This is a genomic window from Pseudomonas sp. FW305-E2 (assembly GCF_058782925.1).
The window spans coordinates 115,604-135,480 of sequence record NZ_JBYSYE010000003.1; the positions used below are offsets into that span (position 1 = coordinate 115,604).

The 19,877-nt window shown below is 59.8% G+C and carries 18 protein-coding genes; 9 read left to right on the top strand and 9 right to left on the bottom strand.

The annotated features are described in order from the left end of the window. Positions 1–252 precede the first annotated feature (252 nt). The 4 genes from AC3WLP_RS04455 (at position 253) to AC3WLP_RS04470 (ending at position 2,959) form a co-directional block, all read left to right on the top strand. Positions 253–705 (top strand): phage infection protein, encoded by a 453-nt coding sequence (locus AC3WLP_RS04455; RefSeq protein WP_492576063.1) that lies wholly within the window; start codon positions 253–255, stop codon positions 703–705. A 122-nt stretch (positions 706–827) separates the two neighbouring features. Continuing rightward, positions 828–1,463, top strand: coding sequence for a TetR family transcriptional regulator (locus AC3WLP_RS04460; protein WP_003249603.1), 636 nt, complete (start codon positions 828–830; stop codon positions 1,461–1,463). A 52-nt stretch (positions 1,464–1,515) separates the two neighbouring features. Beyond that, entirely contained in the window at positions 1,516–2,616 is a 1,101-nt protein-coding gene (locus AC3WLP_RS04465; RefSeq protein WP_088513280.1) for an AGE family epimerase/isomerase, read from the top strand. Positions 2,617–2,710: 94 nt separating this feature from the next. Continuing rightward, complete coding sequence (locus AC3WLP_RS04470; RefSeq protein ID WP_012053847.1) at positions 2,711–2,959, top strand: hypothetical protein; 249 nt, start codon at positions 2,711–2,713, stop codon at positions 2,957–2,959. Positions 2,960–3,007: 48 nt separating this feature from the next. On the opposite strand, the gene AC3WLP_RS04475 is transcribed toward AC3WLP_RS04470, so the two are convergent. The 6 genes from AC3WLP_RS04475 to AC3WLP_RS04500 all read right to left on the bottom strand — a co-directional run bounded on the left by AC3WLP_RS04475 (position 3,008) and on the right by AC3WLP_RS04500 (position 9,460). Further along, positions 3,008–3,772, bottom strand: a complete 765-nt coding sequence (locus AC3WLP_RS04475; RefSeq protein ID WP_003249597.1) for an SDR family oxidoreductase — start codon at positions 3,770–3,772, stop codon at positions 3,008–3,010. A gap of 593 nt (positions 3,773–4,365) precedes the next feature. Beyond that, positions 4,366–5,082, bottom strand: a complete 717-nt coding sequence (locus tag AC3WLP_RS04480; protein WP_004576969.1) for an ABC transporter ATP-binding protein — start codon at positions 5,080–5,082, stop codon at positions 4,366–4,368. Further along, complete coding sequence (locus AC3WLP_RS04485) at positions 5,079–5,954, bottom strand: ATP-binding cassette domain-containing protein (RefSeq protein ID WP_003249594.1); 876 nt, start codon at positions 5,952–5,954, stop codon at positions 5,079–5,081. Before AC3WLP_RS04485 ends, AC3WLP_RS04480 begins: the two co-directional genes overlap by 4 nt. Further along, a complete protein-coding gene (livM, locus tag AC3WLP_RS04490; RefSeq protein ID WP_003249592.1) occupies positions 5,951–7,252 on the bottom strand; it encodes a high-affinity branched-chain amino acid ABC transporter permease LivM in 1,302 nt (433 codons plus the stop codon). The genes AC3WLP_RS04485 and livM overlap by 4 nt, the downstream gene beginning before the upstream one ends. A gap of 2 nt (positions 7,253–7,254) precedes the next feature. After that, entirely contained in the window at positions 7,255–8,169 is a 915-nt protein-coding gene (locus AC3WLP_RS04495) for an ABC transporter permease subunit (RefSeq protein WP_003249590.1), read from the bottom strand. A gap of 154 nt (positions 8,170–8,323) precedes the next feature. Further along, complete coding sequence (locus AC3WLP_RS04500; RefSeq protein WP_003249588.1) at positions 8,324–9,460, bottom strand: branched-chain amino acid ABC transporter substrate-binding protein; 1,137 nt, start codon at positions 9,458–9,460, stop codon at positions 8,324–8,326. Between the two features lie 512 nt (positions 9,461–9,972). Between AC3WLP_RS04500 and pncB the strand changes: the two genes are divergently transcribed. Further along, positions 9,973–11,178: a nicotinate phosphoribosyltransferase gene (pncB, locus tag AC3WLP_RS04505; protein ID WP_012053848.1), complete on the top strand. Its 1,206-nt coding sequence runs from the start codon at positions 9,973–9,975 to the stop codon at positions 11,176–11,178. 3 nt (positions 11,179–11,181) lie between these two features. Further along, positions 11,182–12,009: an NAD(+) synthase gene (nadE, locus tag AC3WLP_RS04510; RefSeq protein ID WP_012053849.1), complete on the top strand. Its 828-nt coding sequence runs from the start codon at positions 11,182–11,184 to the stop codon at positions 12,007–12,009. Between the two features lie 102 nt (positions 12,010–12,111). Here nadE and azu read toward each other — a convergent pair whose 3' ends face one another. Beyond that, complete coding sequence (gene azu, locus AC3WLP_RS04515; RefSeq protein ID WP_003249580.1) at positions 12,112–12,561, bottom strand: azurin; 450 nt, start codon at positions 12,559–12,561, stop codon at positions 12,112–12,114. A 350-nt stretch (positions 12,562–12,911) separates the two neighbouring features. Between azu and AC3WLP_RS04520 the strand changes: the two genes are divergently transcribed. Next, positions 12,912–13,499, top strand: a complete 588-nt coding sequence (locus AC3WLP_RS04520) for a cytokinin riboside 5'-monophosphate phosphoribohydrolase (protein WP_012053851.1) — start codon at positions 12,912–12,914, stop codon at positions 13,497–13,499. Between the two features lie 120 nt (positions 13,500–13,619). Here AC3WLP_RS04520 and AC3WLP_RS04525 read toward each other — a convergent pair whose 3' ends face one another. Continuing rightward, positions 13,620–15,920 (bottom strand): YgiQ family radical SAM protein, encoded by a 2,301-nt coding sequence (locus AC3WLP_RS04525; protein ID WP_088513281.1) that lies wholly within the window; start codon positions 15,918–15,920, stop codon positions 13,620–13,622. Between the two features lie 284 nt (positions 15,921–16,204). Beyond that, positions 16,205–16,420: a DUF3077 domain-containing protein gene (locus AC3WLP_RS04530; RefSeq protein WP_019438726.1), complete on the bottom strand. Its 216-nt coding sequence runs from the start codon at positions 16,418–16,420 to the stop codon at positions 16,205–16,207. A gap of 627 nt (positions 16,421–17,047) precedes the next feature. On the opposite strand from AC3WLP_RS04530, the gene AC3WLP_RS04535 reads away from it, so the two are divergent. After that, positions 17,048–18,202 carry a YcaO-like family protein gene (locus AC3WLP_RS04535; RefSeq protein WP_012053854.1) on the top strand — a complete coding sequence of 385 codons (1,155 nt, stop codon included), beginning with the start codon at positions 17,048–17,050 and terminating at the stop codon, positions 18,200–18,202. A 1-nt stretch (position 18,203) separates the two neighbouring features. After that, on the top strand, positions 18,204–19,859 hold the full coding sequence (locus tag AC3WLP_RS04540) for an ATP-binding cassette domain-containing protein (protein WP_012053855.1): 1,656 nt from the start codon (positions 18,204–18,206) through the stop codon (positions 19,857–19,859). Positions 19,860–19,877: the final 18 nt, after the last annotated feature.

A 19,877-nucleotide genomic window follows, 5' to 3' on the forward strand; every position in this document is an offset into this window, starting at 1 on the left:
ATGGCGCCATGATAGCGAAGTTTTTCCTGGCCTCTTGCTCAGAAATTTGTCTCACCAGACTGCACATGTTACCCACCGCCAACCGGGCACGGGGATGGTCTGCATGGCTGCAATGGCCGGAATAGACGCCCTGAAAACCTCTATCAATATGGTCGATTGTTACCATTACCCGTATGAACTTCTCTCTGGCGTTACGCGGCGTAGCATTGGCTTCGTACCCACTTTCCAGCCCCCGAGAGGAGCACCGAAATCATGAAACGCCATCTGCTGACCCTGACCCTGTCCCTTCTGGCCGCCAACGCTTTCGCCCTGCCGGCGTCCGAGCAACACCTGACGTCCGAAGCGCGCTCCAGCGCTGCCGAAATCGCCCAGCCGCTGAAAACCGTCGCTGAAGGCGGCTCCGATCGCCTGATCGAACGTTCCGGCCGCGTTGCCGAAGGTGGCGCTGATCGCCTGATCGAACGTTCCGGCCGTGTTGCCGAAGGTGGCTCCGATCGCCTGATCGAACGTTCTGGCCGTGTTGCCGAAGGTGGCTCCGATCGCCTGATCGAACAAGCTGGCCGTGTTGCCGAAGGCGGCTCCGATCGCCTGATCGAACAAGCTGGCCGTGTTGCCGAAGGCGGCTCCGATCGCCTGATCGAACGTTCTGGCCGAGTTGCTGAAGGTGGCTCGGATCGCTTGGTTGAACTCAGCCGTGTGAGCTGATCGCCATGGCCGAAAAGAACAACTTCTGTCACAACGCTTGCTCCCCTCCAGGCCCGGTCCATTGACCGGGCTTTGTTTTTTTATCTAGAGTGCCCAGCCTGACCGTTACAGAAGCCCGCATCATGCTGCCGCGCGCCGAACAGAAGCTACAGACCCGCCAGGCCCTGCTCGATGCCGCCTGCCTGCTCATGGAGAGTGGCCGTGGTTTCGGCAGTATCAGCCTGCGCGAAGTGGCGAAGACAGCTGGCATCGTGCCGACCGGCTTCTATCGGCATTTCTCCGACATGGACGCTCTGGGCCTGGCCCTTGTCGCCGAAATCGACACCACCTTCCGCCAGACCATCCGCCTGGTGCGCCAGAACGAATTCGAACTGGGCGGCATCACCGACGCCTCGGTGCGCATCTTCCTCGACGTGGTAGCCGCCCACCGCGCGCAGTTCCTGTTCCTGGCCCGCGAGCAGTACGGCGGTGCGCAGGCCGTGCGCCAGGCCATTGCCCGCCTGCGCCAGGATATCAGCGACGACCTTGCCACCGACCTTGCACGGATGAAGCGCTGGCAACACCTGGACAGCGCCGCGCTTGCGGTGATGGCCGACCTGGTGGTGAAAACCGTGTTCGCCACCCTGCCCGAGCTTATCGACAACCCGGAAGCGGGTTATCCACAGGCCCTGACGCCCCAGGAAAAGATCACCCAGCAGTTGCGCTTCATCTTTGTCGGGGCGCGGCATTGGCAGGGGCTCGGCAACCCAGGCTACTGAAAACCCCACTTCTGCTACCATGGCGCCCTGCCCGACAGCGACGAGCGCCGAAATGTCCGACCCCCGCCCCACCCTGCCCGAACTGGCCCGCTTCAACCAGCACTTCGCCGAACGCATCGTGCCGCTGTGGCAAGGCCCGGGCTGGAACGCCGACATGGCCCTGCCCTACGAAGCGCTGGACGCCCAGCACCATCCGTTGCCGGTGCAGCGCTACCGGGCCATGGCCTGTGCACGCCAGCTGTATGTGTTCAGCAGCCGTATCGGGCAACCGGGCGCCGCCGAACGCGCCGCAGCCCTGTTTCGCTCGCTGCAAAAGCACTTCCACGATGCCGAGCACGGGGGCTGGTTCTACAGCATCGACGCCCACGGCAAGCCGCTGGACCGGCGCAAGGACCTGTATACCCACGCCTTCATCGTGTTCGCCTGCGCGCACTACTGGGGCAAAGTGCGCGAAAACCTGGTGGAGTCCACGTTGAATGCCGCGCTGGACATCATCGACCAGCAGTTCGCCCGTGACGATGGCCTGTACGAAGCCTGCCTGGGCGAAGACTGGGCCGACCTCGGCAGTGGCCCGCTGCAAAACCCGCAGATGCACCTGGCCGAAGCGTTCCTGCAAGTACTGGCAGTGCGTGGCGACGAACATGTCCGCCAGTCGCTGCTGCAATTGTGTCAGGCGCTCGAGGCGCATTTCATTGAACCGGCCCATGGCCTGATGCTGGAAAAGCCACACGGGGCTGTGGATAACTGGTTCGAGCCTGGGCACCAGTTCGAGTGGTTCTATCTGCTGCATACCTCCCCGCTGCTGCGTGACACGCCGCTGCATGCGTCGATAGACCGGGCCTTCGGCTTTGCCGAGCAATTCGGGGTGAAGGATGCGGCCGTACTGGCCATGCTGAATGTGGATGGCCGGGTGCTTGATGCCTCCCAGCGTATCTGGGCGCAGGCCGAGTACCTGCGGGCGCTTACATTGCGTGAAGGCAGTGAAGCAAAGCTCGCTGGGCAGTTGGGCGCCCTTTCAGCGCGGTTCCTGCGTGACGCCGGCTGGTATGAGTGCCGAGGGGGTGACGGCGCGGTGAGCAGGGATGACATGCCATCGACCACGCCTTATCACTTGGCTACCTGCCTGGAAGGGCTGAATCAGTTGAACACCTAAAGAATCTGTCAGGGGTGAGCGTTTCCCTCTGCCGGAAGCATCTCCCCACGCCTATGTTGGTGCTCCTTTCTCGAACGTTTCAGGAGTAACCAACATGGAAGCAGAAGCCTTCAAGGCATTTGTCGAAGAGCAGATCAACCGAGCGGCACAGAAGATAATCGATCACGGCCACCGCTATGACGAGCACTCCCATGGCAAACTCAGCTACCTGCTAAGCCTGCGCCGTGTCATCAATTGCAAAGCAACGGCCGAGGACATGGGCCGGCATGACGCCATCAACGATGTCCTTCAAGCGTTAGGCATCATTCCTAAAGAAAGAACCAGCTTTTACTACATCAACTGAGCGATGCGTTGCTTCGCGAACCGGATCGTTCCGGTTCGCGCCTCTTGCTTAGCCTTTTGATCGGTCGATCGAGAACCCTGCCCAGTCCTGGCTCACCGGCATCAGTTCCAGGCTGTTGATATTGATGTGCGCCGGCTGGTTGAGGATCCAGAAGATGGTCTCGGCAATATCCTGTGGCTGGATCGGCTCCGCACCCGCGTAGGTAGCATCGTACTTGGCCTGGTCACCCCCGAAGCGCACCAGCGAGAACTCGCTCTCGCACAGACCCGGCTCGATGTTGCTCACACGCACACCGGTACCGCGCAGGTCGCAACGCAGGCTCAGCGAGAACTGGCCGACGAAGGCCTTGGTGCCGCCATACACGTTGCTGCCCGGGTACGGGTAGTTGCCCGCCACCGACCCGACGTTCAGGATCGACGCGCCGCGGCCATGGGCGATGAGCCGTGGCAGCAGCAGGCGAGTGGTGTACATCAGGCCCTTGATGTTGGTGTCGACCATGGTTTCCCAGTCGTCCAGGCTGCAGTTCTGCGCAGCATCCACACCCAGCGCCAAGCCGGCGTTGTTGACCAGACCGCGAATTTTTTCAAAGCCGGCCGGCAGATTGGCAATAGCCTGCTCCATGGCTTTGCGGTCACGCACGTCCAGCACCAGGCCATGCACTTCGGTCTTGGCCGACAGTTCAGCGCACAGGGCGTCCAGGCGCTCTTTGCGGCGCCCAGTGAGTACCAGCTTCCAGCCGGCTTCTGCAAAGCGGCGGGCGGTGGCCTCGCCGAAACCGGAAGTCGCGCCAGTGATGAATACGGTGGACGTCATGCTGTGTTCCTCACGGTAGGTTGTCATGGCAGCTTTGCAGCATGCCCGCGCCTGGCCTTGGCAGCAAGCCGTTCAGGGGCTGTTCATTTTTTGTTCATATTCTGCAAACCCTTGCAGCAGAAGGCTCGCCGCCAGGTATGCGCATGTTATCCACAAGGCTTTCCCCACGGATTGGGGGCAACTTGTCCACTGCACGGAACCCTTTCAGCGGATTGTGGTCGGTGGATATCTTGGCGGTGATGGCGCAAGGCTTTCAAACATGCCGCCTGCAGCGGTCTGTCCAAGGTTTTTACACAGAGTTATCCACAGGATTATCGCAACACTTCAAGTGCATGCAGAGATTTTGAAAGCTTGGGGAAATCATCCACAACGGGGATATGAACAAAAAATGATCAAATCGCTACAGGGCTTGATACTCAAGGGCTTGAGCGATATGCCACCATGTTTTCCACAGGCGGCTCCACACTATCCGTGGAAAAGAGTTGGCCTGTGGAAACAATGGCTTGCGAAGGAATATGGGTGTGTTTCGGGAGAAGGGAACGACAAGTTTTCCACATTGAGAAGGGGGCTGCATTGCAGCCCCTGCATACAACTCAGTGCCCGCCCAGATAAGCGTTACGCACTTCCTCATTGACCAACAGTTCCTGCCCGGTCCCGGTCATGCGAATCTGCCCGTTGACCATCACATAGGCCCGGTCCGACAGTTTCAGCGCATGGTTGGCGTTCTGTTCCACGAGGAAGATGGTCATCCCGGTCTTGGCCAGTTCTCGCAGGGTCGAGAAAATCTGCTTGACCACGATCGGCGCCAGCCCCAGCGAGGGCTCGTCCAGCAACAGCAACTTCGGCCGGCTCATCAGCGCCCGGGCAATCGCCAGCATTTGCTGCTCGCCACCCGACATGGTCATGGCCCGCTGGTTACGCCGCTCCTTCAACCGCGGGAACAGCTCGTACATGCGCTGCATGTCTTCGTCGGCATGCTTGTCGCCGATGGGGATGGTACCCATCATCAGGTTTTCCTCGACGGTCATGTCGGGAAACACCCGGCGCCCCTCCGGCGACTGGGCAATGCCGTTGGAGGCGATGTAGTGCGAGGATTTGCGGGTAATGTCGGTGCCGCGGTACACGATATGCCCGGATGCCGCCCGCGGCTGGCCGAAAATCGACATCAGCAGGGTCGACTTGCCGGCACCGTTGGCGCCGATCAGGCTTACCGTCTCGCCCTCGTTGATGTGCATCGAGACTTTCTTCAGTGCCTGGATCGGCCCATAGAACACGTCCAGGTCTTTCAGCTCGAGAATGGGTGCACTCATACCAGTTCCTCTTCGTCTGCACCCAGGTAGGCGGCAATCACCGTCGGGTTGTGGCGGATGTCCTGCGGCGCACCTTCGGCAATCACATTGCCGTGGTCCAGCACCACGATATGGTCGGAGATGCTCATGACCATGCCCATGTCGTGCTCGATCAGCACCACAGTGATGTCGTGCTCGTCACGCAGCACACGGATCATGCGGCTGAGTGCCTCGGTTTCCTGCGGGTTCAGGCCCGCCGCCGGTTCGTCCAGGCAGATGATCTTCGGCCGCGTGCACATGGCCCGGGCAATTTCCAGGCGGCGCTGCTGGCCGTACGACAGTTCGCCGGCCAAGCGGTTGGCACAATCGACCAGGTCGACCACTTCCAGCCAGTAGAAGGCGTGGTCCAGCGCATCGCTCTCCGCCTTGCGATAGGCCTTGGTGTTGAACACACCTGCCAGCAGGTTTCGGTTGACCCACATGTGCTGCGCCACCAGCAGGTTCTCCACCACCGACATTTCCTTGAACAGCCGGATGTTCTGGAAGGTGCGTGCCAGGCCGGCGCGGTTGACCAAATGGGTACCGCCGAACATCTTGTAGTACATGCGGTTGGCAAAGCGCGCAGGCGAAACGAAGTCGGCCGGCTGGAAGCGCTCACCGAGCAGCTGGATCACGTTGGTATGGCTGCCGCGCACGTTCAGCTCGATGCGTCCGCCACTGGCCTTGTAAAAGCCGGTCAGGCAGTTGAATACCGTGGTCTTGCCGGCGCCGTTGGGGCCGATAAGGGCAAAGATCTGGTTGCGCCGGACCTTCAGGCTGACGTCGCTGAGCGCCTTGATGCCACCGAACTGCATCATCAGGTTATCGACCGAGAGAATGATATCGTCGCTCATGGCGCCACTCCTTTACGCGGGGTCACACCGGTACGGCTGATGCGGATCAGCCCACGCGGTCGCCAGATCATCATCAGCACCATCAGCACGCCGAACAGCAGCACCCGGTACTCGGAGAAGCTGCGCAGCAGTTCCGGCGCCACGGTCAGTACGAACGCCGCGATGACCACACCCACGGTCGAGCCCATGCCACCCAGCACGACGATGGCGAGGATCAGCGCCGACTCGAAGAATGTGAATGACGACGGGTTGACGAAGCCCTGGTAGGTGGCGAAGAACACCCCGGCCAGACCGGCAGTCGAGGCGCCCAGGGTAAAGGCCGACAGCTTGACCAGCACGTGGTTCAGGCCCATCGAACGGCAGGCGATCTCGTCTTCGCGCAGCGCTTCCCAGGCCCGGCCGACCGGCATGCGAGTCAGGCGATGCTTGATGTACAGCACTGCCAGCACGACCATGAAAAGCACCGCGTAGATGAACACGAACTTGAGGTTGGCGTTGTATTCGAAGCCGAAGAACTCATGGATCGGCACCCCACCGTCCTTGGCGCGGCGGCCGAACTCCAGGCCGAAGAAGGTTGGCGATGGCGCCGGCATGCCGTTGGGGCCACCGGTGAACGACAGCCAGTTGTTCAGCACCAGGCGAATGATTTCGCCAAAGCCCAGGGTCACGATCGCCAGGTAGTCACCGTGCATCCGGAGCACCGGGAAGCCTAGGATGCACCCCGCCAACGCCGCCGCGATGGCCGCCAGGGGCAGCACGCTCCAGAAGCCCAGGCCAAGGTACTGGTACCCCAGCGCCAGGCCGTAGGCACCGATGGCGTAGAACGCTACATAACCCAGGTCGAGCAGGCCGGCCAGGCCCACCACGATGTTCAGGCCCAGGCCCAGCAGTACGTAGATCAGGCCAAGAATGACCACAGTCAGCAGGTACTTGTTGGCGAAAATCGGGAAGACGATGGCAATCACCACCAGCGCCGGGATGATGTAGCGTAGCCGCGACACATAGTTCGGCGCGCGCACATGCACGCCCGAGCCGCCACTGTCGAAGCCCTCGAGCATGCGCCGCCCGGCAGCGGTCTGCACGTACAGGCTGAGCAGGAAACGCCCGAGCATCACCCCGCCGACCAGCCAGGCAACCCGACGAGGTTCGGCGTTGAAGGTATAACCGTCGAGCACCACGCCGACGATCGGGCCGAAGACAATCAGCGCCAGCAAGCCGGCAACGATGGTCTCGAGCAGGCTGCGCTTGATATCGAAACCTTTGGTTTCAGAGGCAGAGGCAATTTTGGCAATCGACATGTTCACACCTTAGCCACGAGCGGGCGACCCAGCAGGCCTTGTGGGCGGAAGATAAGGATCATCACCAGCAGCGAGAAGCTGAACACGTCCTTGTAGTCGGAGTTGATCAAGCCGGAGAACAGCGACTCGGAAATACCCAGGATGATCCCGCCGAGCATCGCACCCGGCAGCGAGCCGATGCCACCGAGCACAGCAGCAGTGAACGCCTTGATACCGATGATGAAGCCGGCGTAGAAGTCGAAGGTGCCGTAGTTCATGGTGATGAGCACGCCGGCCAGGGCGGCCATCACTGCACCGATGACGAACACGTAGGAGATTACCCGGTCGGTGTTGATACCCAGGATCGAGGCCATCTTGCGGTCTTGCTGGGTAGCACGGCACATGCGGCCGAGCTTGGTGTACTTGATCACGTAGGTCAGCAGGCCCATGCCGACAAAGGCCGCCACCAGGATGAAGATCTTGGTATAAGTCAGTTGCACGAAGCCGGACCCGACTTCGACACGCATGGCGCCTTCCAGCAGGGTTGGCACGCCTTGCTGGCGGGCGCCCTGGCTGATCTGTGCGTAGTTCTGCAGGATCAGCGAAATGCCGATGGCACTGATCAGCGGTGCCAGGCGGGTGGAGTTACGCAGCGGTTTGTAGGCGATGCGCTCGATGGTGAAACCATAAACGCCGGTGACGACGATGGTGAACAACAAGGTGCCCAGCATCAGCAGGGGGAACGATTCGACACCGAAGTAAGCCAGCAATGCCAGGCTGATCGCCGCGAGGTAAGCGGAGATCATGTACACCTCGCCGTGCGCGAAGTTGATCATGCCGATAATGCCATAGACCATTGTGTAGCCGATGGCGATCAGGCCATAGACCGACCCGAGGGTCAGGCCGTTGACCAGTTGCTGCAGGAAAATACCATCCATAACGCAATCTCACCTGATTGAGATTGCACGAGCGCCGACCACGGCGCGGGCCACCTGTGCGGGGCCCTCGCAGCGCAGAACTGTGCAGATCTACGAATAAAGACAGGTACCGCGGGGCTTGGGCCCGAGCAACCGCCCGGGCCGCGGGCCGTTGTTATTTTTGTTTTTCCAGCTGGTGGTATTTACCGGTCTTGTCCCACTGGTAGACCACGTAGTCGGACACGGTCAGGTCGCCCTTGCTGTCCCACTTCTTCTCACCCATGACGGTCTGCACCGGGTTGGCCTTGAGCCACTTGGCAGCGTCCTCGCCCTTGTTCGACTTCGCGCCATTGAACGCGGCAGCCAGAGCCTGCAGCGAAGCGTAGGCGTACAGGGTGTAGCCCTCAGGTTCGGTGCCGGCCTTGCGGAACTCCTCCACCACCGCCTTGCTGTCTGGCAGCAGGCGCGGGTCGGCACCGAAGGTCATGTACACGCCGTCAACGTATTGCGCGCCGCCGGCGGTAGACACCAGTTCGTCGGTGACGATGCCATCATCGGACATGAACTTGACGTCCTTCAGGCCCTGCTCGCGCAACTGGCGTACCAGCGGGCCGGCTTCCGGGTGCAGGCCGCCGAAATAGACCACGTCGGCACCGGTAGAGCGGATCTTGGTGACCACAGCGCTGAAGTCTTTCTCGCCACGGGTCAGGCCTTCGTACAGCACAGGCTTCACGCCGCGTTTTTCCAGCTGCGCCTTGGTCGCGTCGGCCAGGCCCTGACCGTAGGTGTCCTTGTCGTGCAACACCGCGACCTTCTTGCCCTTGAGCACGTCGACGATGTAGTCGCCAGCGACGATACCCTGCTGGTCGTCACGGCCGCACATGCGGAACATGGCGCTCAGGCCGCGCTCCGTGACCTGTGGGTTGGTGGAGCCTGGGGTGATGGCGATCACGCCCGCCTCGTCATATACCTCGGACGCCGGGATCGTGTTGGAGGAACAGAAGTGGCCCACTACGCCGATCACCTTGTCCTGGTCGACCAGTCGGTTGGCCACGGCCACGGCTTGCTTCGGCTCACAGGCGTCATCGCCTTTGACCAGGACGATTTTCTCGCCATTCACGCCACCGGCGGCATTGATCTTGTCGGCCGCTGCCTGCGCACCTTTCATGTACTGCTCGCCAAACGCTGCGTTGGCACCGGTCATTGGGCCCGCTACACCGATCTTGACGTCGGCCTGAACATACGAAGAAACACCCAGTGCCGTAGCTACGGCCAGAGCCAGGAAACCTTTCTTGTAAAACGTCTGCGACATGAGGTGGTGCTCCTAGAGTTTTTTTGGTTGGCACTACAACTACTCAGCCCTGTGCTCAGAGCAAGGGCCGTGCCATCGGTTTTGTCTTCCGGGAAAACACACTGTGCAGGGTGCCTGTAGGCGACGGGCGGCCTTTTCTTTATTGAGCGTGCAACCGTCTGCCACGCGACAGGCGCCACCACACGTACAGACAAGGAGCAACCGTCGAGTGCCATCATTGCAACCCTGGCAAGTGTTTACGTGCAACCGCCCTGTAACAGCGGACGTCACCGAACTGCACACCGCTGGTGCGCGACTGCTACAGGCGGCACCGTTTCAAGGCTAGCTGGTGCACGGAAAAATACCTCTGTTTTGGCTGTTTCGGCCTCTTCGCGGGCACGCCCGCTCCTAAAATAGGAGCAAGTCCCCGCACCGTGTAGGAGCGGGCTTGCCCGTGAAGAGGCCGGAACAGCCACACAAGGGGTAAAAGGCTGGCACAATGGCCGCCAATCGCCGCTTCCGGAGCCCCCTTGATGAGCGAAAGCGCATTCGCCGAGCGCATCGTGCACAACTTGCTCGACACCGACTTCTACAAACTCACCATGATGCAGGGAGTGCTGCACAACTACCCGGACGCCGACGTCGAATGGGAATTCCGCTGCCGCAACGGTGAGGATCTGCGCCCCTACCTCGGCGAAATTCGCAATCAGCTCGAACGGCTTGGCGACCTCACCCTGGACGATGGCCAGCTGGCCTTCCTCGAACGCATCAGCTTCCTCAAGCCCGACTTTTTACGCTTTCTGCGCCTGTTCCGCTTCAACCTGCGTTACGTGCACGTCGGCATCGAAAATGATCAGCTGTTCCTGCGCCTGAAAGGTCCGTGGCTGCATGTGATCCTGTTCGAAGTGCCGCTGCTGGCCATCATCAGTGAAGTACGCAACCGCAATCTGCACCCGCACATGCGCCTGGCCGAGGCGCGGGATCAGTTGTACCGCAAGTTTGACTGGCTGCGTGCACATGCCAGCGACGACGAGCTGGCCGAACTGCAGGTGGCCGACTTCGGCACCCGCCGGCGCTTTTCCAGCCGCGTGCAGGAGGAAGTGGTAAGGGTGCTGCGCGACGACTTCCCCGGCCGTTTTGTCGGCACCAGCAACGTCGACCTGGCATGGAAACTGGATATCAAACCACTGGGCACCATGGCCCACGAGTGGATCATGGCCCACCAGCAGCTCGGCCCCCGGCTGATCGACAGCCAGATCGCCGCGCTGGACTGCTGGGTACGCGAGTACCGCGGCTTGCTCGGCATCGCCCTGACCGACTGCATCACCATGGATGCCTTCCTCGGCGATTTCGACCTGTACTTCGCCAAGCTGTTCGACGGCCTGCGCCATGATTCGGGCGAGCCGGTAGCCTGGGCGGAAAAGGCCATTGCCCATTACCAGAAACTGGGTATCGACCCGATGACCAAGACCTTGGTATTTTCCGACGGCCTCAACCTGACCCGCTCGCTGGAAATTTTCCGCGCCCTGCGCGGCCGCATCAACGTCAGCTTTGGCATTGGCACCAACCTGACCTGCGACATCCCTGGTGTGGCACCCATGAGCATCGTGCTTAAAATGACCGACTGCAACGGCGCGCCGGTGGCCAAGATCTCTGACGAAGCCGCCAAGACCCAGTGCCGCGACGAGAACTTCGTCGCCTACATGCGTCACGTATTCAAAGTCCCCAGCAAGGAGTAACCCATGCAAGCGGTTCAGCAAGAGATTGCCCAGGCGCTGAAGGTACAGCCGCCGTTCGCCAACGCGGCAGCGCTCGAGGCCGAAGTCGCCCGACGGGTGGCGTTCATCAAGGACTGTCTGGCCAATGCTCGACTCAAGACCTTGGTGCTGGGCATCAGCGGTGGCGTCGACTCACTGACTGCCGCCCTGCTCGCCCAGCGCGCCATCAACGAGCTGCGCGCCGAGACCGGCGACAAGGCCTACACGTTCATTGCCGTGCGCCTGCCGTACCAGGTACAGCATGACGAGCATGACGCCCAGGCATGCCTGGATGTGATCAAGGCAGATGAAGTTCACACGGTGGATATCGCCCCGGCAGTGCGTGCATTGGCAGCTGAAGTGGCGGCGTTGAAGAATGGCTCGCCGACGTTGGTGGACTTCGTGGTTGGCAACGTCAAGGCACGTACCCGAATGGTCGCCCAGTACACCATCGCTGGCGCCCGCGCAGGTCTGGTGATCGGAACCGACCACGCCGCCGAGGCGGTGATGGGCTTCTTTACCAAGTTTGGTGATGGTGCCTGCGACCTGGCGCCGTTGAGTGGGCTGGTGAAGAATCAGGTGCGGGCGATTGCGCGCAGCTTCGGTGCGCCGGAGTCACTGGTGGAAAAGGTGCCAACGGCCGACCTGGAAGACCTGGAGCCGGGCAAGCCGGACGAGGCGTCACATGGCGTGACCTACGCGCAGATCGATGCCTTCCTGCATGGGCAGCCGGTTGACCAGGCAGCGTTCGACATCATCGTCGCCACCTACCGCAAGACCCAGCACAAGCGCGAACTGCCGTTCGCTCCTTGATAAGTGGCCTGCAGGAGCGGGTTCACCCGCGAATACGAGGGTGAACCCACCGACGCATTCGCGGGTGAACCCGCTCCTGCAGGGTTCGCCGTCAGCCTTTGATTACTTGACGATGACCTTGCCTTTCATCATCGAGATGTGGCCCGGGAAGGTGCAGAAGAAGCTGTAGTCACCACCGGCTTCCAGCTTGGAAGTGTCGAACTTCACTTCGGTTTCTTTCTCAGGCGCGCCGATCATCTTGGTGTGGGCGATGATCGCGGCGTTGTCAGCCTTCAGGTAGTCCTTATCCAGACCCTGGCTCATGCCTTCGGTGGCAATGGCCTGCATGTCGGCAGTCTTGCTGATCACCAGGTTGTGGCCCATGACGTTCTTCGGCAGGTTGCCAGAGTGGGTCAGTTTGACGGTGAATTCCTTGCAGCTCTTGTCGACAGTGAATTCCTTGCTGGTGTAGGACATCTGGTCAGTCGAGTCGACAGTGACCGAGCACTCGGCGGCGAAGACAGAAGCGCTGGCGAGGGTCAGCAGGGATACCGCTACAGCTTTCGCAAACATCATGAATCTCCTTGGCAGGGTTTTATCAATTGCGAGACTGCCTGAAACCGTTCAGCCCCTTGCTGATATGGGTCAAGGGGGGTGTCAAGCGGTCAGCCAGTAGAATTGTTCAATGGATTGTATACAACCAATCTAAGGGCACATCATGCCCTTTTATTAGACGATGGGACAACCTCTCATTTAGGAGCAATACCAAATGCCCATCTCCAACTTCCTCAATAGCCTGCTCGCCGCCTACGCCCACGGCGCCACAGGAGCCATCTGCGAATTCTCCCGACCAGAATGAACCCGGCCTTGGAAGCGACGGGCATGCGCCGTACCCTGTGCGCCTGAGTGACAGGAGATGAGCAATGCCCGTACGTTCCGTTTGTGTGTTCTGCGGCGCCAGCATGGGCGCCAACCCTGCCTACCGTGAAGCAGCCGTCGCGCTAGGCCAGGCCATTGCCCGCCGTGGCTTGACCCTGGTGTATGGCGGCGGCGCGGTCGGCTTGATGGGCGTGGTGGCCGACGCGGCCATGGCGGCCGGCGGCGAAGTGGTCGGGATCATTCCACAGAGCCTGCTGGACGCTGAAGTCGGCCACAAAGGCCTGACCCGCCTGGAAGTGGTGGATGGCATGCATGCGCGCAAGGCCCGCATGGCCGAGCTGAGCGATGCCTTCATTGCCTTGCCGGGAGGGCTGGGTACGCTGGAGGAACTGTTCGAAGTGTGGACCTGGGGGCAGCTGGGCTATCACGCCAAGCCACTCGGGCTACTGGATGTGAACGGTTTCTACGACAAGCTGGGCGGGTTCCTCGACCATATCGTCGAAGAAGGCTTCGTGCGCCCGCAACACCGGGCGATGTTACTGCTGGGGCAGCAGCCGGACGAGCTGCTGGACGGGATGGACCGTTTCATCGCGCCGGTGGCGCCGAAGTGGGTCGACAAGCAGCCTGATTGAAGCTGAGACTTTTGGGACCGCTTCGCGGTCCTTTCGCGACACAAGGCCGCTCCCACAAAGGCAATGGGGGAGCGGCCTTGTATCGCGATGGGCTGCAAAGCAGCCCCAATAGTCGATCAGTTAACGCGGAATGACAGGCTGACGCGGCTTCTTGTTGCCCTTGCCGCCCTTGCTCGCCTCTTTGCGCTCCTTGGCCGCCTGCTGGTTACGCGCAAACGCCTCGGCCTTGGCCTTTTCGCGCTTGTCCCACGGCTTGCTGCCATCGCTGCCACGCGGCGGCAGGCCGGTGTGCTGGGTCAGGATCTTCTGGTCCTTGCCCACCTTGTGGCTACCTGCCGGGGTCGAGTTCTTCCGGCGCGCGCTCTGGTAGCTGTCGGTCTGCGGCTGGTGCGCCGGAATCAGCTGGTGCTTGCCCGGCCCGATCAGGTCGGCGCGCCCCATACGCTGCAGCGCTTCACGCAGCATCGGCCAGCCCTTCGGGTCGTGGTAGCGCAAGAACGCCTTGTGCAGACGGCGTTGCTCGTCGCTCTTGACGATCTCCACCCCTTCGCTCTTATAGGTCACCTTGCGCAGCGGGTTCTTGCCTGAGTGGTACATGGCCGTAGCCGAGGCCATTGGCGACGGGTAGAACGCCTGTACCTGGTCGGCACGGAAGCCATTGCCCTTCAGCCACAGGGCCAGGTTCATCATGTCTTCGTCGGTGGTACCGGGGTGCGCGGCAATGAAGTACGGGATCAGGTACTGCTCCTTGCCCGCTTCTTTCGAGAATTTCTCGAACATGCGCTTGAAGCGGTCATAGGTGCCGATACCCGGCTTCATCATCTTGTCCAGCGGGCCGCGCTCGGTGTGCTCCGGGGCAATCTTCAGGTAGCCGCCAACGTGGTGGGTGACCAGTTCCTTGACGTACTCCGGCGATTCCACCGCCAGGTCGTAGCGCAGGCCGGAAGCAATCAGGATCTTTTTCACACCCGGCAAGGCACGGGCCTTGCGGTACAGCTCGATCAGGGAGCTGTGGTCGGTGTTGAGGTTTTCGCAGATGCCCGGGAACACGCACGATGGCTTGCGGCAGTGCTTCTCGATCTCGTGGCTCTTGCAGGCGATGCGATACATGTTGGCGGTCGGCCCGCCAAGGTCGGAGACCACGCCGGTGAAGCCCGGCACCTTGTCACGCATCTCTTCGATTTCGTGCAGGATCGACTCGTGCGAGCGGTTCTGGATGATGCGGCCTTCATGCTCGGTGATCGAGCAGAAGGTACAGCCACCGAAGCAGCCACGCATGATGTTCACCGAGAAGCGGATCATTTCGTAGGCCGGGATGCGCTCCTTACCGTAGGCGGGGTGCGGCACACGGGCGTACGGCATGCCGAACACGTAGTCCATTTCCTCGGTGCTCATCGGGATGGGTGGTGGGTTGAACCACACATCCACTTCGCCGTGCTTCTGTACCAGGGCACGGGCGTTGCCCGGGTTGGTCTCCAGGTGCAGCACGCGGTTGGCGTGGGCATAGAGCACCGGGTCGTTACGCACCTTTTCGAACGATGGCAGGCGGATCACCGACTTTTCCCGGGTCACGGCCGGGCTGTCGAGAATTTGCACCACCTTGGCTTCGTTCGGGTCTTCCTGGTCGCCCTTGGCCTGCTCGATGGCGCAGGCCTGGGTGTCCTGGGTGTTCACGTACGGGTTGATGATCTTGTCGACGCGACCTGGGCGGTCGATACGGGTGGAGTCGATCTCGTACCAGCCCTGCGGGGTATCGCGGCGCACGAAGGCAGTGCCGCGCACGTCGGTGATGGTTTCGATCTTCTCGCCGCTGGACAGGCGCTGCGCCACCTCGACCACCGCACGCTCGGCGTTGCCGAACAGCAGGATGTCGGCGCTGGCGTCGATCAGGATCGAGTGACGAACCTTGTCCTGCCAGTAGTCGTAGTGGGCGATGCGGCGCAGCGAAGCCTCGATGCCGCCGAGCACGATCGGCACATGCTTGTAGGCTTCCTTGCAGCGCTGGCTGTACACCAGGCTGGCACGGTCCGGACGGCTGCCGGCCAGGCCACCAGGGGTGTAGGCATCGTCGGAACGGATCTTCTTGTCCGCGGTGTAGCGGTTGATCATCGAGTCCATGTTGCCGGCGGCCACGCCGAAGAACAGGTTCGGTTCGCCGAGCTTCATGAAGTCGTCTTTCGACTGCCAGTTCGGCTGGGCGATGATGCCCACGCGGAAGCCCTGGGCCTCCAGCAGACGGCCAATGATGGCCATGCCGAACGACGGATGGTCAACGTAGGCATCACCGGTCACGATGATGATGTCGCAGGAATCCCAGCCGAGCAGATCCATCTCCTCCCTGCTCATTGGCAGGAAAGGTGCTGGCCCGAAGCATTCGGCCCAGTACTTGGGATAGTCGTAGAGTGGTTTGGCTGCTTGCATGTCAGTGACCGGTTCTGGTGTGCAGGGAAATCGCGGGCGCGGAATATAGCACAAATTTTGACCAAATCCGACTGTCTTCGTGGGGATTGGTGGGCGGGGCGACGGTTGGGGGATGGACGTGGCAGGTGGTTGGCTTGAGGGGTGTAGTGGGGTTGCCAGGTGTTCGACAGAATCCTTGCAGCGCCTGTGAGATCAAGCGCCGCGCGGGCGGCGCTCGATCTCATAGGCGCTGAAACTGTTGCGGCGAACTCCTGGCGGCCTTCATGCAACCTGAAGCCAACCCCTCACTGCCTCATCCACAGCTCAGCATCATCCATCAGCGCCTTGGCCATCGCACTCAGGTAATGGGCAGCCCAGATCATCATCGGCTTCTCATCCATCAACCCGGTGATGGTCAGTTCGCGCACATAGCCCATCAACTCCGAAGACTGCTCGCGGGCGTCTCTACACTGGATCCCGGGCTCGATGCGGAACAACGGGTGGGGTAAACCCGCTCCCACAGGTACGGTGCAACTCTTGAAGCCTATGGTGAACCTGTAGGAGCGGGTTCACCCGCGAAAGGGCCAGCCCAGGCAATCAACGAAGCCTTACAGCAGGCCCCTGCCCCTGCATCGGGTTGTCTTCAAGAAAAGGGGGATAGTGGGGTGGATCGGGGCAAGGCGATTACTCACAGGAAAACCTGAGCCTGCTTAGACCGATGGCGATCGCGCCCCCTGCTGAGCGATCGCAATTCCTTCAGATTTTTACTGAATGTTTAGCCTATCCAACCCTGAGAAAGTGCTAACCAGCTAATTATTGGTGCTTTTTTCTTTATCTCTTAAGAATTGTAGGAATCAACCTTCTAGCCTTAGTAAAAAATCCTACATTAACTTTCCTCAACAAATCCCGAGAAGATCTTGAACCCCAAAAAAAACAAGTGCTACAACAGTGACGCGCTGAAAGGCGCACTCAAACCAACTCTATAGGAGCATTAGCCATGGGACGTCGTCGTTCTGAAATCCACACTCTGCAGATCCCACGCGTGATGAACTACACATTCACCGAGTCCGAGGTTGAATTTCTCAACCTTCTGTAAGTGACAAACCAGAAGGGGCTTAGCCCCTTCTGGCTTTACCAAGGAGCAGAACATGATCACCGAACGCGAGCTGAACATAGAAGAGGCCTACAACCGCTTGACAAGAATGCATCATCACTTAGGGCTTCAATCGAAAACAGAACTATCAAAAAAGAATAGCCTGGTCGCCACATGCCACTTATACGACAGCGCCTACAAAGAAGTTTCTTGCGGAGCAGGAAAAGGGGAGCATTGCGAACTAGGAGCCCTTGCCGAGAGCCTAGAGCATTACTTCGTCGACAAGAGCACTCCACCACTCATCGAAAGCGACCAAATTTTGCAATCGATAGCCCCATTTGACGATTGGCTTCTAAAATCCATTCCCCCGGATTGCCGAATACCTTATTTCAGTCTTCAGGCATTGAACAGCTACGACGAAATAGCTATTCCCGCGATATTGATAGCACCTTCCTCCAGAAACATTGATGAAATCGAAAAAACTGCAGCGGGCTTTCTTTCCAAATATTCGACCAACTCTGGTACAGCACTTGGCTGCACGGAGAACGAGGCTCTGCTCCACGCCATCAATGAAGCTATCGAACGTCACGCACTTTCTATGTACTACCTATCACTTTGTGGCCTGACTTCCCCACCCAAACTTTACCAACCTTCGATTTCTTTTCTGGAAGAAACATTTGCCCATGATACCGAGCTTCTCCGTCGAGCCAAAAAACTAGAAATATACTTGACGCACGACTTCTACGAAGTTTCATTTTGCATTGCTGTTTCTCGTAGTAAAAAAGAAGGCTCACTCAGCAGCATTGGCTCCGGCAGCTCCATCAACCCCTCCATTGCAATGTACCGCGCCGTAACGGAACAGATTCAGTGCGAGCAGCTTTCTGGGGCCACAGAAAAACAAGAGGATCTCTCTGCTGAAAAAATGCTTACTCATTCAACCCGCCTTTCAGCACTTATACACCCATGCCCCACATATGCTGTACCCGCTTTTCACCCTCCGCATACCGACCTCAGCGTGCGCGGGCAAGTCAAGCGAACACTGATCAACTTGGAAAAACATAATAAGGTCGCATTCTATCGCACACTTTATGAGCACCCGAATCTCGCTACGGTTGTTCAGGTGTTCATACCCGGACTTGAACGCTTCCACCTGATCAGATCAGGTATTCCAGTCGCGCCACAGAGTGCACTCAAAGGCATAAGGCAATGACATGCAAATCTATAGAGGAATTCTCGCCGCCCTCGGCGCGACACTGCTCCTGAAAATCGCGACCGTCGTACCTGCTCTAGTCTTGGCCGACATCATTGACAACCTGGCCACCTCAGCCGCGTCTTCCCAGCTTCTGCTAGGAGCCTTCATATGCCTTGTCGCATTACAAGCCTCAATAACCCCTCTACAAGCCTGGTGCCTGGCGCGGCTTTGCCAGGAACGCGTGAAGCAACTTTCCATCCGCTGGTGCCGCGAATTGCTGGACAAGCGCTTCGAGGCCTATGGACAACTCCATGGCGGAACACTGGTAAAAGTACTGGATAGGGGCATTACCGCACAGGAGCGGTGGTTAGGCTTTCTGATTGGCTCGGCATGGCCGGTGCTAGCCGAAGCTGCAGTGCTGATAACGCTCTTCGCTTACCTGGGGGCTACTTCGGTATTGATCGGCCTCATCCCTTTGAGCCTGGCCTACCTGTGGGCCAACGATCGCCTGGTGCGCTGGCGCCGGCCACATATCGAGGCAGTGAACGCGCGCGAGGATGAACTGGCGGAACAATGGGTCGATACCTTCGCCAGCGCGGCAACGGTCAAACTGGAAAAGGCCGAGGATGCCGCAATGCTCCCGGTCAACCAGACACTTTCGCACTATGCCGACTCAGCAGTGCAGGTAGCTCACAGTGGGGGTTGGATTCAGAGCCTGCGCACCTTGTTCATAGGCCTGGGCAGTGGCGGTTTGCTCATGTGGGGTATCCATGATCAGGCTCTGGCAACACCGCAATTGAGCCTGGGCGAGCTGGTTGCTCTCTTCACCTTGGTGAGCGGATTGCTGGCAGGGGTTGCGCAACTTGCTGAGGCCTGGCGATTGCTAGACCAGTTTCGGCTAGACAAACGCAAACTCGAACACTGGCTCCAGCTCCCCTCGTTCGGCCCAGCATGCACTACTGAGGCGAAGTCCCAAGACAAGGACGCTGGCCTAAGCATCGCCCCGTGCCAGTTGAGCGCTCGAGATACTGTACAACTTCACATCGAAGAACCCTTGGTACTGCACAAAGGAGAACGGGTCGCACTGATCGGGCCCAGCGGATGTGGTAAATCGACACTTCTGCATACGCTGGCGGGAACGATATTCCCGTTGCGCAAGGATGTGCACCTGCACGGCAGGTGCCTGGCGTCGCTCGACGCTAGTGAACAATTCAGTCGATTACGACTCTGCCCTCAGGATGCGCATTTCATTCCCGGCCCCCTGCCCCGCGCGGTGCTGTTCGAGCAAGCTCATGATCGCGCTCAAATCGAACGATGGCTTGAACGGTTGGGCCTGAGCAAAGACTGGTACGAACTTGATCTGGATGCACGCGCAGAATCGATATCGGGCGGCGAAGCACGCAGGCTGACGCTGCTACGCCTTCTTAATCAGCCTGGGGAATTCAATTTCTTTGACGAACCCACAGCCGGGCTCGATGCCGCGTCGGCAGAGCGAACCTGGGACCTGTTGTTCGAAGCATTTAAAGGGCGAGGGCTGATTTGCGTGACGCATGATCAGAGCGCACTGTCGCGGTTTGACCGGGTGATCACCCTGAGCGAGGGGCGGATCATCAGCCAAGGGCAAACGAACATCGCTCAGATTTCAGAGCTAGCAGGCGCACCACAAACCTTGTAGGAGCGGCCTTGCTAGCTC

Excerpts from the sequence above, each read along its gene's own strand:
- AC3WLP_RS04455 (WP_492576063.1), top strand. The coding sequence starts at position 253 with ATGAAACGCCATCTGCTGACCCTGACCCTGTCCCTTCTGGCCGCCAAC.
- AC3WLP_RS04460 (WP_003249603.1), top strand. The coding sequence starts at position 828 with ATGCTGCCGCGCGCCGAACAGAAGCTACAGACCCGCCAGGCCCTGCTC.
- AC3WLP_RS04465 (WP_088513280.1), top strand. The coding sequence starts at position 1,516 with ATGTCCGACCCCCGCCCCACCCTGCCCGAACTGGCCCGCTTCAACCAG.
- AC3WLP_RS04470 (WP_012053847.1), top strand. The coding sequence starts at position 2,711 with ATGGAAGCAGAAGCCTTCAAGGCATTTGTCGAAGAGCAGATCAACCGA.
- AC3WLP_RS04475 (WP_003249597.1), bottom strand. The coding sequence starts at position 3,772 with ATGACGTCCACCGTATTCATCACTGGCGCGACTTCCGGTTTCGGCGAG.
- AC3WLP_RS04480 (WP_004576969.1), bottom strand. The coding sequence starts at position 5,082 with ATGAGTGCACCCATTCTCGAGCTGAAAGACCTGGACGTGTTCTATGGG.
- AC3WLP_RS04485 (WP_003249594.1), bottom strand. The coding sequence starts at position 5,954 with ATGAGCGACGATATCATTCTCTCGGTCGATAACCTGATGATGCAGTTC.
- livM (WP_003249592.1), bottom strand. The coding sequence starts at position 7,252 with ATGTCGATTGCCAAAATTGCCTCTGCCTCTGAAACCAAAGGTTTCGAT.
- AC3WLP_RS04495 (WP_003249590.1), bottom strand. The coding sequence starts at position 8,169 with ATGGATGGTATTTTCCTGCAGCAACTGGTCAACGGCCTGACCCTCGGG.
- AC3WLP_RS04500 (WP_003249588.1), bottom strand. The coding sequence starts at position 9,460 with ATGTCGCAGACGTTTTACAAGAAAGGTTTCCTGGCTCTGGCCGTAGCT.
- pncB (WP_012053848.1), top strand. The coding sequence starts at position 9,973 with ATGAGCGAAAGCGCATTCGCCGAGCGCATCGTGCACAACTTGCTCGAC.
- nadE (WP_012053849.1), top strand. The coding sequence starts at position 11,182 with ATGCAAGCGGTTCAGCAAGAGATTGCCCAGGCGCTGAAGGTACAGCCG.
- azu (WP_003249580.1), bottom strand. The coding sequence starts at position 12,561 with ATGTTTGCGAAAGCTGTAGCGGTATCCCTGCTGACCCTCGCCAGCGCT.
- AC3WLP_RS04520 (WP_012053851.1), top strand. The coding sequence starts at position 12,912 with ATGCCCGTACGTTCCGTTTGTGTGTTCTGCGGCGCCAGCATGGGCGCC.
- AC3WLP_RS04525 (WP_088513281.1), bottom strand. The coding sequence starts at position 15,920 with ATGCAAGCAGCCAAACCACTCTACGACTATCCCAAGTACTGGGCCGAA.
- AC3WLP_RS04535 (WP_012053854.1), top strand. The coding sequence starts at position 17,048 with ATGATCACCGAACGCGAGCTGAACATAGAAGAGGCCTACAACCGCTTG.
- AC3WLP_RS04540 (WP_012053855.1), top strand. The coding sequence starts at position 18,204 with ATGCAAATCTATAGAGGAATTCTCGCCGCCCTCGGCGCGACACTGCTC.